The organism is Pedobacter cryoconitis, assembly GCF_014200605.1.
Taxonomy (GTDB): domain Bacteria; phylum Bacteroidota; class Bacteroidia; order Sphingobacteriales; family Sphingobacteriaceae; genus Pedobacter; species Pedobacter cryoconitis_B.
Map to the genome: position 1 here is coordinate 902015 of NZ_JACHCE010000002.1, position 17207 is coordinate 919221.

Here is a 17207-nt window from a genome sequence, read left to right on the forward strand (position 1 = left end):
TATAATTTGATTATGCGCTCTATCGGGTCTGGCATTTGCCGGGCCCGATTTTAATTCAGGCTATTTATGCAAACTACAGATATCGCAATATTGATTTTATCTATTGCAGATTTAATTATATTAATTGTTATGCCATTGATCGATAAGAAGCTTTATAACAGCAAATGATTTATCTGTAATTTTTTATGCCAGACAACTGGCCCTGATAGCTGCCCGGAGTTATTCCTTCCAGTTTTTTAAATACACGGATAAAATAATTGGCGTCACTGAAGCCTAAGTCATAACTGATGGCTGCAATCTTTGAACCTGGTCTGGCCAGCATTTGCTTAGCCCGGCTGATTTTTTCGCTCAGAATGAAATCATTTGGACTGATGCCCAGCTCACGTTTAAATAACCTGTAAAAAGTGGCTTTGCTCATACAGGCTTTGCTGCTTAAGCTACTGATGTTTATTTTTTCACTTAAATTAGCTTTGATATAACCTATGACATAAGCCAGGGGATTTTGATTCGTATCAGTATTTTGCTGATCAATAATTTTTAAATTCTGCGTTTGCATAATTCTGACCAGTAATTCTTTCAGGGTCAGATCTGCCAATATATCTTTCTCTTTTGATCCTTCACCGCAAATCCTGATCATCTTATTGATTAAAAATGAGATCTCTTCATTATTATAAAAATGATACTCATCATAATTGAGTGCCCATTGCTGGCCATCGGTTACTTTTGGAAAATATTCATTCAGATAAAGGATAGTCTGCTTGATCTGATCATGGTCAATAGCCAGGGCGATACACTGCGCCGGGTTCTCACCCGATGCTTCGGGGAAATCGATTTGCATAGCCTGCGATGGAGGAATGATCACGGTCTCTCCGGGGAGGTATTCAAAACCTGCCTTATTAAACAGATGCATTACCTTTTTACCACGCAGCATGCTGGTGATGACAAAGTCATTAAATATTAGTGGAACTTTATAAGACTCAGAATAAGTTTCAAAAACATTCAGTTCACAGCGTTCAAGGGTATAAGCTGTTCTGTTTTCGACTAAGGTTTGTAAGTTAGCTGTCTTGCTCAGGCTAACAGGATTTAATTTATGCTGCATCATAACCTATAGGTTTGGTTAGTTCTAAGAGGCGTATACTCAAATATAAGTTTTTCATCTGGCTTACCAATTGTGCAACGATAATGCTACTACTTGCTACAATTGTCCTATCTCCACTTGCCGTTAGCCTTTAGGTTTGTATAAACCAAATCATAAATTCATACCATCATGGAAAGACCGGCATTTAAATCACATTATGATAATTTTATCGGAGGCAAGTTTGTCCCGCCAGTCAAAGGCATATACTTTGATAATATCTCTCCTGTAGACGGGAAAGTATTTACCAAAGCAGCCAGATCAGGTAAAGAAGATGTAGAACTGGCGCTGGATGCTGCACATGAAGCCTTTAAAACATGGAGTAAAAGTTCTCCGGCCTATAGAAGCAATATACTGTTGAAAGTTGCGCAGAAAATCGAAGATAATTTAACTTACCTGGCTACAGTAGAAACTATAGATAATGGTAAGGCTATCAGAGAAACACTGGCAGCCGATTTACCACTTGTTGTAGATCATTTCAGATATTTTGCCAGTGTAATCAGAGGAGAAGAAGGTACTATAGCAGAACATGATGAGCATACTGTAAGCATAGTGCTGCATGAACCAATTGGAGTTGTTGCACAAATTATCCCCTGGAATTTTCCTTTGTTAATGGCAACCTGGAAAATAGCCCCTGCATTAGCAGCAGGCTGTTGTACTGTGGTTAAGCCCGCAGAACAGACACCGGTTTCTATTATTATCTTAATGGAGCTGATTGGTGATATTCTGCCTCCTGGTGTATTAAACATTGTCAATGGTTATGGACTGGAAGTAGGGAAACCTTTAGCGACTTCTTCCAGAATTTCAAAAGTTGCTTTTACAGGAAGTACAACTTCGGGCCGTTTAATTATGCAGTATGCTGCTGAAAATATTATTCCCTCTACGATGGAGCTGGGTGGGAAATCACCTAATATATTTTTTGAGTCTGTAGCTGATCAGGATGACGAATTCTTTGATAAAGCAGTAGAAGGGGCAGTCATGTTTGCTTTAAACCAGGGAGAAATCTGTACTTGTCCTTCGCGCCTTTTAATACAGGAGAGCATTTATGATCAATTTATTGCCCGGGTAATTGAACGTACCAAAGCGATTAAAACTTTAAGCCCATTAGATCAGAATAGTATGATGGGGGCGCAGACTTCCAATGAGCAGTATCAAAAGATATTATCCTATATCAAAATAGGAAAAGAGGAAGGGGCAGAAGTTCTGATAGGCGGTGAAATCAATAAATTACCCGGAGATCTGGAAAGAGGTTATTATATCGAACCGACAATCTTTAAAGGGCATAATAAGATGCGGATTTTTCAGGAAGAAATTTTCGGGCCTGTGCTTTGTGTAACTACATTTAAAACTGTAGAAGAAGCCATTGAAATTGCGAATGATACTTTATATGGGTTAGGAGCTGGCGTATGGACACGTGATGCACATGAGTTATATCAGGTGCCACGTGCTATACAGGCTGGCAGGGTATGGGTGAACCAGTATCATGCTTATCCGGCCCATGCACCGTTTGGAGGATATAAGAAATCAGGTTTTGGCAGAGAAAATCATAAAATGATGCTTGACCATTACAGAAGCGTTAAGAATATGCTGATCTCTTATGACAAGAACAAATTAGGGTTCTTTTAAATTAATTATTATTAAAAACCATTTTATATATGTCAGTTCCCGCTATGAAAGCTGCCCGTTGGTATGCCGCTAAAGATATTAGAGTAGAAGATGCCCCTATACCCTCCACAGGTAGTAAGCAAGTGAAAATAGAAGTACAGTATGCAGGGATTTGCGGTTCTGATTTGCATGAATATGCACACGGGCCTATGCTAATCCCTGCAAATGTGCCTTATCCTTTAAACGGGCATATCGGAGTTACTACTTTGGGCCATGAATTTTCGGGTGTGGTAACCGAAGTTGGAGAAGAGGTTAAACAAGTGAAAATAGGAGATAGGGTAGTTGTAGAACCTCTTTTCAGAAACCCCGAAAGTCCTTTTATTGTTACCGGGGAGTATAACCTGTCAGAACCTCTTGGTTTTGTCGGACTAACTTCGAACGGTGGTTTTGCCAGGTTTGTTGTCGTAGAAGATTATATGGTACATGCTATTCCGGACAATATGAGCTTTGAGCAGGGGGCATTGGTTGAACCAGCTGCGGTAGCTGTATATGCAGTAAAAAGCAGCGGATTAAAACTTGGGCAGTCTTGCGTGATATTTGGTGCAGGCCCGATAGGTTTACTCTGCGTACAGGCTGCAATTGCAGCTGGTGCTGCAACTGTGATCGTTGTGGATGTGGCAGAAAAACGTTTGGAGAAAGCACTTGAAATTGGTGCTACGCAGGTCATCAATGGAAAAGAAAAGATGTTTCGGCTCAGGTTAAGCAACTCACTGCCGGCGGTGCAGATATTTATATTGATGCAGCAGGTGTACAGGCAACATACGATGCGGGAATTGCTAGTTTGAAAAATGGAGGAACCGCATTATTAGTCGCTCTTTTTGGAAAACCGGTTACAACGAATGCTTTTGATCAGGTTGTGCGTGAAATTACGATAAAAGGCACTATAGCTTACCGCAATATCTTTCCAGAGGTGATCCAGCTGATCCATACTGGCAGAATGCCTGTTGAAAAGCTGGTGACTGCAAGAATTGAGCTTGAAAACATCGTAGAAGATGGGTTTGAAGCACTGCTGAACAATCCTACACAGGTGAAGATATTAGTTAAAATTGCTAAATAAAAAAATATGGGCAGCAAGAGAATCTTAGTTACTGAAAAAGCCATCGGTGTAATCAATCAGTTGAAAGCAGAATATGGTGAATTATTTTTTCATCAGAGCGGGGGATGCTGTGAAGGCTCTTATCCGCATTGCTTTGAAAAAGGAGGTTTTCTGATTGGTTCTAATGATGTTTGCCTGGGAGAAATTGAAGGATGTAAGTTCTATATGGCTGGTGATCAATTCGAATACTGGAAACATACCCAGTTAACTTTAGATGTAATTGAAGGGAGAGGCGCTGGTTTCTCCCTTGAATCAACTTTAGATATGGGCTTTATTATACATTCAAGGCTGTTTAGAGACGAAGAATTGGCAACGTTGGAGCCCGTAAATCCGGACCCGGAAGAATAAAAATGCATTATTTTTAAATAAAAGTGCTTAACCGTTTTGAAATTCAAAAAAAGAAACTACATTTGCAGCCCACCAACCGAGGTGGGGCATGATCGAAATCATGTGAATAAAAGGATGGTGCGGTAGCTCAGTCGGTAGAGCAAAGGATTGAAAATCCTTGTGTCGCCGGTTCGATCCCGGCCCACACCACTGCAAAAAGCTTCAGAGAAATCTGGAGCTTTTTTGTTTTTAAAAGCTTTTTGGCGATTCTATTTAATACCCTCATCATTATCCTGAATACAATTACTAATCTCATGAAGATTATCTATGCGTAGAATAAACGTCTTAATCTCCGCAAATAATGCGGAGATTAAGACGTTTTACAGCTATTATCTGGTATATTTAACAGCATATATGCGAAGATTCAATAAATATATACATCAACTACCTGAATGGCCCGGTTTCTTTTGGACTGCAGGTCAGCTTTCCACCTTGTTGGCTAATGTCAGGCACATTCAGGGAAGATTATTAGGTAAAATGGAGGGAATAAAATTTAATCTTCAAAGTGAGGCTACCCTTGAAATTCTGACACAGGATGTTTTAAAAAGCAGTGAAATTGAAGGAGAAATTCTTAGCCCGGATCAGGTAAGGTCTTCTATCGCCAGACGATTAGGAATGGATGTTGCCGGTCTGGTCCCTTCAGATAGAAACGTTGACGGTGTAGTTGAAATGACGCTGGATGCTACTCAGCGTTATCGGGAGGAATTAACTGAAGATCGTTTATTTGGATGGCACGCCGCATTATTTCCGGCAGGGCGTAGCGGAATGCACAAAATTGTTGTTGGTAACTGGCGCAATAATCGTAAAGATGATCTGATGCAGGTCGTATCCGGCGCTATGGGTAAAGAAAAAGTACATTACCAGGCACCAGACTCTGATATAGTGGGATTAGAAATGAAAAGATTTTTGGACTGGTTCAATGCAAATCAGGACATTGATCCAGTATTAAAGGCAGGGATCGCACAGCTGTGGTTTGTAACCATTCATCCTTTTGAGGATGGGAATGGCCGTATCGCAAGAGCAATTACTGATATGCAACTGGCAAGAGCTGATGCAAACTCACAGCGTTTTTATAGCATGTCGGCGCAGATTCGCAGGGAAAGAAATAGCTATTATGATAGTCTGGAAAACACACAAAAAGGATCATTGGACATTACAAAATGGCTGCATTGGTTCCTTGATTGTTTTGGAAATGCCTTAACGGCAACAGATCAGACTTTAGTTAAAGTATTTCAAAAGGCAGGATTTTGGGATAATCTAACAGATATTGCCTTAAATGAACGTCAGAAATTGATGCTGAATAAACTACTGGATGGATTTGAAGGTAAATTTAATTCTTCTAAATGGGCTAAAATTGCTAAATGTTCTCAGGATACAGCCGTACGTGATATACAGGATTTAGTTGAAAAAGGTATTTTAACTAAAGAGTCTGCAGGCGGTAGAAGTACAAGTTATACCTGCTCCCTGTCTTTATTGACATGATCAGCAAGTTTAAAGCCTGTATCTCCTTTTTTCTTATCATCTAAGAATAGTAATACAACTAAAGAGATGATCGGAATCAGAAATGAGATGAAAAACCAAAACCAAAAACTTCTGCCCTGACTCTTTGCAAAGATTCCAGCGATAGTTTGTGGTAATAACAACCCCATTAACAGAAGTAATTCGGCCATAAAAATTTTAAAGGACTAATTTAATCATTATACCTGAAATAGGTTTATCTTCAATTGTTCAAATTCTTTGATGATAAGATGGCCCTGAATATTTATAATTTACCCTATGATTTAGCACCAGGAACAATCAACCCGGATAAATCTGTAATTATCAGGTGCTATAAAGCACAGCACAATACCGTCAGGAATAAAATTATTCTGCATCAGAACATGATTAATTTATTAATCAGCGGGACTAAAACAATTACTTATCCCGAAGGTACGGTGACCGTTCAGGAAAAGGAATTTTTAATACTTTCCAAAGGGAACTGTCTGACTTCCGAAATATTGCCTGAACATGGTTTATTCAGTAGTATCCTGCTTTATTTTAGTCATGAGCTGCTGGCTGATTTTTTTATTAAATATAAATCCTCTTTAAAAGGGGAAGAGCCAACTGATCAGAAACCCTATCTTATTTTTAAACAAGATCCGTTCATTCTGAATTATATTAATTCTCTGGACTTGCTTTTACAATCCGGGGTAGCTCTGAGTGAAGAATTCAATTTACTTAAACTCGAAGAGCTGCTGCTTTATCTGCTTAAGTTATATCCGGCAAAATTACGCTCGCTGCTTATTGTTGCAAAGGATAATGAAGATATGCAGTTAAGAAAAACTGTAGAAAGTAATATCGGGCACACAGTCACTATCGAAGAGCTGGCATTTTTATGCAACTCCAGTATGTCCACTTTTAAAAGAAGATTTAAGCGTATCTATAATACATCCCCTCAAAAATGGCTGTTACTGCGAAAATTGCAGTTTGCTGCTGAGCTGTTGAAACATCCGGACCAAAGACCAGGGATCATATATCAGAAAATAGGGTATGAAAACCACTCGAGCTTTACACAGTCTTTTAAACAGCATTATGGGATGACCCCCAGACAATATCAGGATTTGAACGTCAAGCCTTAAAGTTTGAACTTCCAGCCCTATTGTACGTTTTTAATCCATTTTATCTTTGTATTGTAACAAAGGGGGAGTATTGATTCACCCCCCGGGCAAACAAAAAATAAACAAAACATGGAAACTCAACTGGAAAAAAACAAGGCAGTAGTTAAACGCTTCAATCTCGAAGTCATTGAACAAGGCAACCTGGAAAGCTTTAAAGAATTAATGAATGAGCAGTTTATAAACAGAACAGCTCCGGAAGGTGCCGATAATGGTCCGCAAGGGATGATTTATACCTTTAATCAGGTTTTAAGACCAGCTTTTCCCAATTTAAAGGTGATCATTCATCAGCAGATTGCAGAAGGTGACCTGGTGACCACACATAAAACAATTACAGGAACCCATTATGGTCTGCTAATGGGCATACCAGCTACCGGCAAGAAAGTAAATATTCAGGTTATTGATATAGTCAGGGTTGTAAATGGTAAATATATTGAACATTGGGGTATGAATACCCTTTCAGCAGTTTTGACTCAATTAAGCCGCACTTAGCTTTCTGATCCACCTTTTGAGCAGCTCCCGGCAGTAGCATGAGGTATCAGTAACTTATTTGATAAAAACTAAGAAATTTAATTTTTAAATTCTAAATTACGTACACCAAATACGAGCTAAAACCATTTAATATATAAAAGCAGGTAGTATGAACGAATTTCAAATTAAAAAGTCAGACGTCGAATATGACGCCATAATAGTTGGATCAGGAGCAGGAGGGGGTATGGCAGGATACGTACTGGCTAATGCTGGTCAAAAAGTGCTTATGCTTGAAGCAGGTGCCTATTTTGACCCGCGCCTGGATGCGCAGCAACTAAAATGGCCATGGGAATCTCCAAGACGCGGTGCAGGAACTGTACGCCCATTTGGAGATTTTGATGCTGCTTATGGAGGCTGGGAACTTGATGGAGAACCCTACACCCAAAAAAATAATTCTGAGTTCGCCTGGTTCCGTTCAAGAATGCTGGGAGGCAGAACCAATCACTGGGGACGTATTTCTTTAAGAATGGGGCCAGAGGATTTTAAATGTAAAGACGGGCTGACTGATGACTGGCCGATTACCTATGCAGAAATCAAACCATTTTATGATAAAGTTGACCGTTTAATCGGGATCTATGGAACTGTCGAAGGGATAGAAAGTGAACCTGACGGGATCTTTATGGCCCCGCCAAAACCAAGGTTAAACGAGCTGTTTATTAAAAAAGCAGCTAAGAAAAATGGCGTAACTGTAATTCCTGGCCGGGGTTCTGTATTAACAGAGGCCTTACCAAATAATAAAGACCGTGCCCCTTGTTTCTATTGCGGACAGTGCGGCAGAAGCTGTAAAGTTTATGGTGATTTTTCTTCTTCTTCTTGTCTGGTTATACCAGCAGTGAAGACAGGAAACCTGACTGTAATCACCAATGCAATGGTTCGTGAAGTATTAACTGATAAAGCTGGTCTGGCTACAGGTGTTTCTTATGTGGATAAAACCACTATGGAAGAGCATCAGGTGAGAGGGAAAATCGTTATCCTTGGAGCCAGTGCCTGCGAATCTGCCCGTTTGCTGCTTAATTCTAAATCTGTGGCACACCCTAACGGCCTTGCAAATAACAGTAACGTAGTAGGTAAATATCTGCACGATTCTACAGGAGCAAGTCTGGGTGGTTTTCTCCCGCAATTATTAGATCGTAAACGTTATAATGAGGATGGGGTAGGAAGTGTTCATATTTACTCTCCGTGGTGGCTTGACAATAAAAAACTGGATTTCCCGCGTGGTTATCACATTGAATATGGTGGCGGATTACATATGCCGGGTTATGGTTTTGGTGGCGGTATCGAAAATATGAACGGTGCAGTACCAGGCAAAGATGGTAAAATGAAAGAAGCTGGTGGTTATGGTGCGGGTCTGAAAGATGATTACAGACGTTTCTTTGGTACACAGGTAGGCATGGCAGGACGTGGAACTGCAATAGCCAGAGAATCTAACTATTGTGAAATAGATCCTAAAGTTGTAGATAAATACGGTATACCAGTGCTTCGTTTCAATTATAAGTGGGCTGTTGAAGAAGTCAAACAGGCTAAACATATGCAAGAAACCTTCCAGGAAATGATGCATACTATGGGCGCTATTGTAACTTCTAAAATTCATGGTCCGGAAGATAATTACGGATTAGAAGCACCAGGTAAAATCATCCACGAGGTAGGTACTGTAAGAATGGGAGATGATCCAAAAAAATCTGCTTTAAATAAATGGTGCCAGGCGCATGACTGTAAAAACCTGTTTGTTGTAGATGCTGCTCCTTTTGTACAGCAGGGCGATAAAAATGCAACCTGGACTATTCTGGCTTTATCTATGCGTACAGCAGAATATATCCTTGCAGAAAAGAAAAAACTAAATCTAAGCTAACCAAAATAGACATGAACAGACGTGAATCACTAAAAGCCATTGGCTTAACGGCTATAAGTTCAGCAGTATTGCTGGAAGCTTGTAAACCAGGGGCACTTAAAACAGAAAAAGCAGCAGATGAAAAAGCCGCTGCCCAGCCAGGCAGAGAAGCTTTCGAGGTAGAAAGAGATAATGCCTTAAACGCTGCAAAGTTTTTTAATGAACATGAGATGGCTACTATTGCTATCCTTTCAGATATTATCATTCCTAAAGACGAAAAATCAGGAAGCGCAACAGATGCTAAAGTCCCTGATTTTATTGAGTTCATCGTTAAAGATATTCCTGAGCATCAGATTCCTATGCGTGGAGGGTTAAAATGGCTGGACATCCAATGTCTTAACCGTTTTCAGAAAACTTTTAAAGAGGCATCCGGGAAACAGCGTATCGAAATGGTGGATGATATTGCCTATCCTAAAAAAGTTAAACCCGGTATGCAGCAGGGAGCCGCTTTTTTCAGCTTAATGAGAGACCTGACAGCTTCTGGTTTTTTCACCACAGAAATGGGGGTAAAAGACTTAGGTTATGCGGGGAATGTGCCCAATAAATGGACAGGAGTACCTGCTGATGTGTTAAAGCAGTACGGAATGGAAAACGTTTAATATTCAGCTCGAATTGTAATAACCAGAAAACCCTATTCAAATAGGGTTTTCTGGTTATTACAATTATCAACTGCTAAAATAAATTGGAAAAAAATCAACGTTTTAGCATGCTCAAAAATTCAGTGAAAGCTTAAAAAATTGTATATTCCCATCTGTAACATCTTCATCGATGGAGGTTTATATATTTTTAAAAAAAAAGCTGAATGACTCTTATCATTGTACTGTTGTGCATCCTCTTACTGATTATTATGGTGTCCGCCCTGCGGATCAATGCCTTCCTTTCTTTTCTCGTTGTATCTATCGTAGCTGGTATTGTACTGGGTATCCCGCTAAATAAAATTGCCGGTTCTGTAGAAAAAGGCATAGGAGATGTACTAGGTTCTTTACTCATTATCATTACTGTTGGCGCCATGTTAGGAAAACTGGTTGCAGACAGCGGGGCAGCCCAGAGAATCGCTTCCGTTATTATGAATATCTGCGGAGAAAAGTACATTCAATGGGGAGTAGTGATCACCGGATTTCTGATCGGTATCCCTCTTTTTTACGGAATAGGTTTTGTGCTGATGATCCCGCTGATCTTCTCTGTAGTTTACAAATACAAGCTGCCCGCAATTTATATCGGTCTGCCCATGCTTGCTGCCCTTTCAGTAACCCATGGATTTTTGCCGCCGCACCCTTCGCCATCTGCTTTAGTCATACAGTTTAAAGCAAATATGGGGCTTACCCTGCTGTATGGTTTAATCGTTGCCATACCAGCAATTGTTATTGGCGGACCTCTTTTTGCCAGGACACTCAAAAATATTCCTTCCACTCCTTTACAGAGTTTTGTCCCTGTTGAAAAACCAGAGAGCGAACTGCCCGGAACATTCAATAGTTTCTTTACAGCGCTTTTGCCTGTCTTGTTATTGGTTATTGCAGCTGCATTCTCATTTTTTGCCAGCCGGATGCCCGAAATGGCCAATATCATGTCACTTGCAGGAGAATCAAATGTAGTCATGCTGATAGCCCTGGTTACAGCAACACTTACACTCGGTATATGCCAGGGAAAGAAAGTGACTTATCTCATGGACCTCTATGGAGAAGCGATTAAAGATGTGGCTATGATCCTGTTGATTATCGGAGGCTCAGGTGCATTAAAGCAAATACTGGTAGATAGTGGGGTAAGCGGACAGATTGCCATCATGTTAAAAGAACTGCACATGCAGCCCTTGTTTTTAGGCTGGCTGATTACTGCTGTCATCAGGTTTTGTGTGGGCTCAGCTACAGTTGCAGGGTTAACAACCGCAGGGATAATCTTACCCTTAATGATCGCAACCAATACCAATCCCAACTTAATGGTACTGGCAGTAGGGGCAGGAAGTTTAATGTTCTCCCATGTTAATGATGCGGGATTCTGGATGTTCAAAGAATATTTTAATCTCAGTCTTAAAAATACATTTAAGTCATGGGCGTTAATGGAGTCAATAGTTGGGATCGTAGGCCTGATAGGCGTACTTTTATTAAATCAAATTATCTAAAGAAATAAATAAGCAATGGAAAATTTAAGTGCAGAAGCGCAATTTGCAAAATCAGGATTAACATTACCACCGGCACCAACCCCTCTTGGTGTTTATAAACCTTACCTGATAGACGGTAAATATCTTTATTTATCAGGTCATGGCCCTGTAAACAACGATAAAAGTCTGATTATTGGCCGTATTGGCGCAGATCTTAACCAGGAAGAAGGAAAGCTGGCAGCAAGACAAGTTGGCTTAACCATGTTGTCTACAATCAAAACCAATCTGGGTACTTTAAACCGGGTAAAAAGAGTAATCAAAGTTTTGGGAATGGTCAATTGTACCCCGGACTTTGAAAAACATCCTTTCATTATCAATGGCTGCAGTGAATTATTTGCACAGGTATGGGGCGAAGAAAACGGAATTGGTACACGCAGTGCAGTAGGGTTTGGTTCATTACCAGATAATATCCCTGTAGAAATTGAAGCGATGTTTGAATTACATGAATAATATGGACAAAAAAGACTGGTATCTGATTGATCAGGTGGATCAGCTTGATTCACCTGCCCTGGTATTTTACCAGGAAAGGATGACTGCGAATATTGAAAAATTAAAGCAGAGTATCCATGATATAAGCAGGCTTAGACCACATGTTAAGACACATAAAACAAGCGAAATTACCTTGCAGCTACTTGCAGCCGGTATCACTAAATTTAAATGTGCAACTATTGCCGAAGCAGAAATGCTGGGTATGAGCAAAGTACCGGACGTATTGTTGGCTTATCAGCCCACAGGGCCTAAAATTGATAGGTTTATTCAATTGATAAAAACCTATCCGGCAACTTCTTTTTCTTGTCTGATAGATAATGAGTATTCATTAAAAGCGATTGCTGCGGCAGCTTTGGCAGCAGGAATAACTGTAGGTGTTTTTGTAGATCTGAATGTCGGTATGAACAGAACTGGCATCCTTCCTGAAGATAAAGCTTTAGCACTCTATGAATCTGTAACAGCCGAAAAAGGTGTGGAGGTTTTAGGTTTGCATGCTTACGATGGTCACATTCATGATGCTGATTATATGGTAAGAGAAAATAAAGCGGCAGGTATACTGGATGCGATCAGTAAATTAACAGCGCAGCTTGTCCGCAAAGGGATAGCAGAACCAGTCATCATTGCTGGCGGCACACCAACTTTTCCTGTTTATGCAAAACTGGAAGATATAGAATGCAGTCCGGGGACTTTTATTCTTTGGGATAAAGGATATCAGGATGCTTTTCAGGAACAGGATTATCTGACTGCTGCGGTAGTGCTGACCCGTGTAATTTCATTGACAGATGCGACAAAAGTTACGGTAGATCTTGGGCATAAATCTGTCGCTGCAGAAAACGTACTGAAAAGAAGGGTATATTTTCTAAACGCAACACAGGCAGAAGCTGTCAGTCAGAGTGAAGAACACCTGGTTCTTGAACTGGGGCCGGATCATGGTTTTCAGATAGGCGATGTTTTGTATGGTTTACCTATACATATCTGCCCAACGGTAGCACTTTACGGTCAGGCGACTATTGTGACCAATCATAAAATAACAGGAGAGTGGAAGATAATTTCAAGGGAGAGGAAGATTAATATTTAATTTTTAAGCTGATGTTTACTATAGATGCACACCTCGATTTAAGTATGAATGCACTGGAATGGAACCGCGATCTGCGTTTACCAGTTTCAGCTATTAATGAAAGAGAACAAGGATTGACAGATAAACCCGACAGGGCTAAAGCTGTAGTTTCTTTGCCCGAACTGAGAAAAGGTAAGATCGGTCTGGTTGTTGCTACCCAGATTGCACGATATGTAGCTCCCGGAAATAATTTACCCGGCTGGCATTCTCCAGAGCAGGCCTGGGCACAAACCCAGGGGCAGCTGGCCTGGTATAAAGCCATGGAAGAAGCAGGAGAAATGGTACAGATCAATAACCTGGACAGCCTGGAAAAACATGTGCTTTTATGGGAAAGCGAATTGGCGGATGAAAAGAAACCCATTGGATACATTTTAAGCCTGGAAGGTGCAGACTCTATCGTCACTGTTCAGCATCTGGAACGTGCGCATGCTTATGGTCTTCGGGCTGTTGGCCCTGCACATTATGGACCGGGAAGATATGCACAAGGTACTGATGCTACAGGTTTTATGGGTGCAAAGGGGCATGAGCTGCTTAAAGAAATGGAACGTCTGAACATTATTTTAGATGCTACACATTTGTGCGATGATAGTTTCTGGGAAGCACTGGATCATTTTAGCGGGCATATCTGGGCATCTCATAACAATTGCAGAGCTCTTGTCAATCACAACCGTCAGTATAGCGACGGACAAATTAAAGCATTGGTTGAACGTGGTGCTGTCATTGGACTGGCACTAGATGCCTGGATGATGGTCCCTAACTGGGTAAGGGGACAGTCTACACCAAAAAGTACAAACTGTAATCTCGAAGTTATGGTCAACCACTTAGATCATATTTGTCAGATTGCAGGTAATACACTGCATGTAGGTATCGGTTCAGATCTGGATGGTGCTTTTGGAAGAGAGCAATGTCCATATGATGTGGAAAACATAGCAGACTTACAGAAAATACCAGGACACTTAGAGAAAAGGGGATATTCAGCAGAAGATATCCGGAATCTGATGCAGGGTAACTGGCTTCGTTTCTTAAGGAAAGCATGGCTTTAACCGAATCAGAACGCCTTATTGTGATTAACTAACAAGTTATCCACATTTTATGTGGATAACTTGTTAGCGTTAAAATTACAGCATTAAACCTTGATATAGATTTTACGTTTGTCAAGTACATAAGCAACAAGCCAACATACTAGCATAAAGCTAATTGCGAATAATAATGAACCAATCGGGCCTGGTGCAATCACCTGAAAGAAATTAACATTTATCCACTTCGTAAAATGTAATTGTGGAAAAAGTAAATCGATAATAATCAGTAATAAGTCTGAAACGATATAGATGAACAAAGGATTTTTTCCAAAAATCACAAAGAATTTTGTCCATTTAACAGACTGTCTGACCTCGATTATATAAAGGAGTACACCAATAATCATCAGGTCAAGTCCGGTGGTTACCATCACAAATGAACTGGTCCATAATTTCTTGTTGATTGGTAATACTGCATTCCAGCAAATAGCGATCAAAACGAATAAACTTCCCATCAGGAAAAGCTTAGCTATACTTTCATACCCTTTCCCTTTTTCCTGAATAAATTTACCGGCAAAATAGCCGATAATCACATTCACAATGGACGGAATTGTACTCAGTACCCCTTCAGGATCAAAGGCAATATGTTTACCATTCATAAAATCGCCATGGTATAAATGCGATTCTCCAAGCAGCAATTTATCCAGATAATAACCTGCATTACCTGTCATAGTGAATTCAGCACCAGGATCTCCAAAAACTAATAAGCAAATCCAATAACCTACCAGGAAGAGAACGCTCATCCAGATGACAGTTTTTCCTGATAGGTAGTGGATCATTAGCGAAGCAATTCCAAAACACAGCGCTATTCTTTGTAAAACACCCAGGATACGGGTATTTTCTATGGATGCAAATATGATATGTCCTTGTTTATCATATTTAAAAAACGGAAACCAGTAGATGAGGAAACCGATCAGGAAAATTAAAAAAGTACGTTTGAATATTTTCAGCAGCACCTGGGAATTATCCATCTGACTAAATCTTTTCATAGAAAAGCTCATGGCATTCCCTACTGCAAAAAGAAACGAAGGGAAAACCAGATCTGTCGGGGTAAACCCGTGCCAGGCTGCATGTTCAAGTATACCAAAAGGTATTGCGCCTCTTCCAGGAGAATTTACAATGATCATGAAACATAAAGTCATGCCACGGAATACATCCAGGGAAAGAAAACGCTCGGTTAATGGTTTCATAGGCTTATTTTATTTAGAGCTAGTTGTAGCCGGGATTTTGTGTAAGTACTTTCGCACTGCCTTTCAGGCTCAGGTCAATTTGACGCTGAGGAATCGGGTAATACTCATTTCTTCCAGTTGTGAATTTACCTCTTCTTACGTCAGAAGTTAACTTACCCTGGTAATTAAAATAGGCATTCAACTCTTTGTCTGCAAGACCCCAGCGTACCAGGTCAAAAAAGCGATGTCCTTCCATAGCCAGTTCTATTTTGCGCTCATAGTAGATAGCACTCAGTGCATAAGCCTGACCCTGACTGGCAAAATCGCCCGCAGGGTATTCACTGATTTTATAATTTGCAGCCGGAATATCAGAGAAGCCCCCCATTGGATTGCTATCATCTTTATATTTATAAACCCAGCCTTCTTTATTCGCAGCCCTTGCTCTTACCCTGTTTACATATTGCTGTGCTGTAGCCAGACTTCCTGCCTGAGCTTCACACTCGGCAGCCTGTAACAAGACGTCTGCAAAGCGGATAACCAGATAATTAATTGCTGATCCTGGTGCCCAGGTAGTTTTATCTGCATCTGTCGCAGCTGTTTTTTGCCAGTATATATTTTTCTTTGGTCCATAAGGACCGCCATAACTCTGGTCCCTGATCCATGCTGCACCAGGATAATTACCCCAGTCCAGGTAAGGAACGCCACGTCTGCCTGCTGTCCAGTCTATCCTTGGATCAAGTGTGCCCTGATCTGGTGTGAAATCGGCCCCTCCGCTAACACCCATGTCATTTTTAACTGCATAGTCGTTGTAATTGGAAAGATAAGGTAAGCCCGTCACTTCATTTGTCCTGAACCTGTTTACCAGATCAATAGATGGCTGGAAGAAACCGCAGCATCCAAAAGGACTGCCTCCATAAGGGAAATTCAGCATATCACCATTATTTCCGCTTGTCGGACCCGAAGGGTCAGCATTAGCTGCCATCTGTATCGTAAATACTTCTTCAGGATTGTTTTCTTTACTTGGCATGAAATTATCCTCAAAAGAAGGGTTCAGGTCGTATTTTTTGCCACCACTGGTTACCCCTGAAGGAATAACCACATCGAATATGGCTTTAGCATCTGCATATTTCTTCTGATATAAATAAGACTTGGCCAGGTAAGCTCCGGCGGCCCATTTATTTACCCGGCCTATTTCTCCCTGTGTTGCAGGTAGATTTTCATAGGCAAATTTGAAATCACCAGTAATTTTAGACCATAAATCAGTACTGACAGGCTGATTAAAATCTGTTGTAGTTTCATCAATCCAGGGTGCATTGTTCCAGAGTTTCTTAATTTCAAAATAGAAGTGGGCTCTTAGAAACCTTGCCTGTCCGGCAATTGTTTTTCCTTCCTCAGGAGTGATATCAGTTGCTTTCGCCAGAAACTTTAATACATTATTGGTACGGGAAACACCTTCGTATAATGCTTTCCATTTCCCGTTATAATAAGCATTATTAGGATCTGAATAGAAATTTGCAATAGGATCAATAGCTGGCTGATCAGAACCATCGCTACCTTTAGAAGCATCACCACCGGCAATAGATCCAAAAACCCAGTTGCTTGGTGAGCCCTGCCAGGCTTCACCGCCACCTAAACTCTGATTATTTCCCTGCATCCCATATAAGGCGGCATAAGAGCCAATCAATAAGGCGTTAACTCCGTTTTTATTAGCCACCAGTTCTTCAGATACAGAACCTAGAGGAGGCTGCTGTAATGCCTTTTTGCATGAATAGAATAATTGTCCTGTAAAGAGCAGTACAGTTAACAAAATAAATGTAGATTTCTTCATCTTTATATTTTTTAAAC

General features: G+C 40.5%; 15 protein-coding genes, 1 tRNA gene and 1 pseudogene. 13 read left to right on the forward strand and 4 right to left on the reverse strand.

All coding sequences use genetic code 11. From position 1 onward, the window contains the following. Positions 1–169 precede the first annotated feature (169 nt). On the reverse strand, positions 170–1102 hold the full coding sequence (locus tag HDE68_RS09975) for an AraC family transcriptional regulator (RefSeq protein WP_260171733.1): 933 nt from the start codon (positions 1100–1102) through the stop codon (positions 170–172). 165 nt (positions 1103–1267) lie between these two features. Here HDE68_RS09975 and HDE68_RS09980 point away from each other — a divergent pair, with 165 nt between their 5' ends. From HDE68_RS09980 to HDE68_RS10000, 5 genes and pseudogenes are all read left to right on the forward strand, one after another. Next, positions 1268–2761: an aldehyde dehydrogenase family protein gene (locus tag HDE68_RS09980; RefSeq protein WP_183881389.1), complete on the forward strand. Its 1494-nt coding sequence runs from the start codon at positions 1268–1270 to the stop codon at positions 2759–2761. Positions 2762–2805: 44 nt separating this feature from the next. Beyond that, positions 2806–3857: pseudogene (locus HDE68_RS09985) on the forward strand (2,3-butanediol dehydrogenase). Between the two features lie 6 nt (positions 3858–3863). Further along, on the forward strand, positions 3864–4244 hold the full coding sequence (locus tag HDE68_RS09990) for a DUF779 domain-containing protein (protein WP_183881391.1): 381 nt from the start codon (positions 3864–3866) through the stop codon (positions 4242–4244). A 116-nt stretch (positions 4245–4360) separates the two neighbouring features. Continuing rightward, positions 4361–4433 (forward strand) — tRNA-Phe (locus HDE68_RS09995). A gap of 204 nt (positions 4434–4637) precedes the next feature. After that, a complete protein-coding gene (locus tag HDE68_RS10000; RefSeq protein ID WP_183881393.1) occupies positions 4638–5765 on the forward strand; it encodes a Fic family protein in 1128 nt (375 codons plus the stop codon). On the opposite strand, the gene HDE68_RS10005 is transcribed toward HDE68_RS10000, so the two are convergent. Further along, positions 5735–5953 (reverse strand): hypothetical protein, encoded by a 219-nt coding sequence (locus tag HDE68_RS10005; protein ID WP_183881395.1) that lies wholly within the window; start codon positions 5951–5953, stop codon positions 5735–5737. The two genes, HDE68_RS10000 and HDE68_RS10005, sit on opposite strands and share 31 nt — an antisense overlap. A gap of 78 nt (positions 5954–6031) precedes the next feature. Between HDE68_RS10005 and HDE68_RS10010 the strand changes: the two genes are divergently transcribed. The 8 genes from HDE68_RS10010 (at position 6032) to HDE68_RS10045 (ending at position 14160) form a co-directional block, all read left to right on the forward strand. Next, on the forward strand, positions 6032–6901 hold the full coding sequence (locus HDE68_RS10010) for a helix-turn-helix domain-containing protein (RefSeq protein WP_183881397.1): 870 nt from the start codon (positions 6032–6034) through the stop codon (positions 6899–6901). A gap of 108 nt (positions 6902–7009) precedes the next feature. Next, a complete protein-coding gene (locus HDE68_RS10015; RefSeq protein WP_183881399.1) occupies positions 7010–7429 on the forward strand; it encodes an ester cyclase in 420 nt (139 codons plus the stop codon). Positions 7430–7577: 148 nt separating this feature from the next. Then, a complete protein-coding gene (locus HDE68_RS10020) occupies positions 7578–9317 on the forward strand; it encodes a GMC family oxidoreductase (RefSeq protein WP_183881401.1) in 1740 nt (579 codons plus the stop codon). An 11-nt stretch (positions 9318–9328) separates the two neighbouring features. Then, complete coding sequence (locus tag HDE68_RS10025) at positions 9329–9955, forward strand: gluconate 2-dehydrogenase subunit 3 family protein (RefSeq protein ID WP_183881403.1); 627 nt, start codon at positions 9329–9331, stop codon at positions 9953–9955. Positions 9956–10158: 203 nt separating this feature from the next. Continuing rightward, complete coding sequence (locus tag HDE68_RS10030) at positions 10159–11472, forward strand: gluconate:H+ symporter (protein WP_183881405.1); 1314 nt, start codon at positions 10159–10161, stop codon at positions 11470–11472. A gap of 15 nt (positions 11473–11487) precedes the next feature. Next, positions 11488–11961, forward strand: a complete 474-nt coding sequence (locus HDE68_RS10035) for a RidA family protein (RefSeq protein ID WP_183881407.1) — start codon at positions 11488–11490, stop codon at positions 11959–11961. Between the two features lies 1 nt (position 11962). Next, positions 11963–13078, forward strand: coding sequence for a D-TA family PLP-dependent enzyme (locus HDE68_RS10040; RefSeq protein WP_183881409.1), 1116 nt, complete (start codon positions 11963–11965; stop codon positions 13076–13078). A gap of 11 nt (positions 13079–13089) precedes the next feature. Beyond that, entirely contained in the window at positions 13090–14160 is a 1071-nt protein-coding gene (locus HDE68_RS10045; RefSeq protein WP_183881411.1) for a dipeptidase, read from the forward strand. 83 nt (positions 14161–14243) lie between these two features. Here HDE68_RS10045 and HDE68_RS10050 read toward each other — a convergent pair whose 3' ends face one another. Both HDE68_RS10050 and HDE68_RS10055 read right to left on the reverse strand, forming a co-directional pair. After that, positions 14244–15383, reverse strand: coding sequence for an acyltransferase family protein (locus HDE68_RS10050; RefSeq protein ID WP_183881413.1), 1140 nt, complete (start codon positions 15381–15383; stop codon positions 14244–14246). 19 nt (positions 15384–15402) lie between these two features. Beyond that, a complete protein-coding gene (locus tag HDE68_RS10055; protein ID WP_183881415.1) occupies positions 15403–17190 on the reverse strand; it encodes a RagB/SusD family nutrient uptake outer membrane protein in 1788 nt (595 codons plus the stop codon). Positions 17191–17207 lie beyond the last annotated feature (17 nt).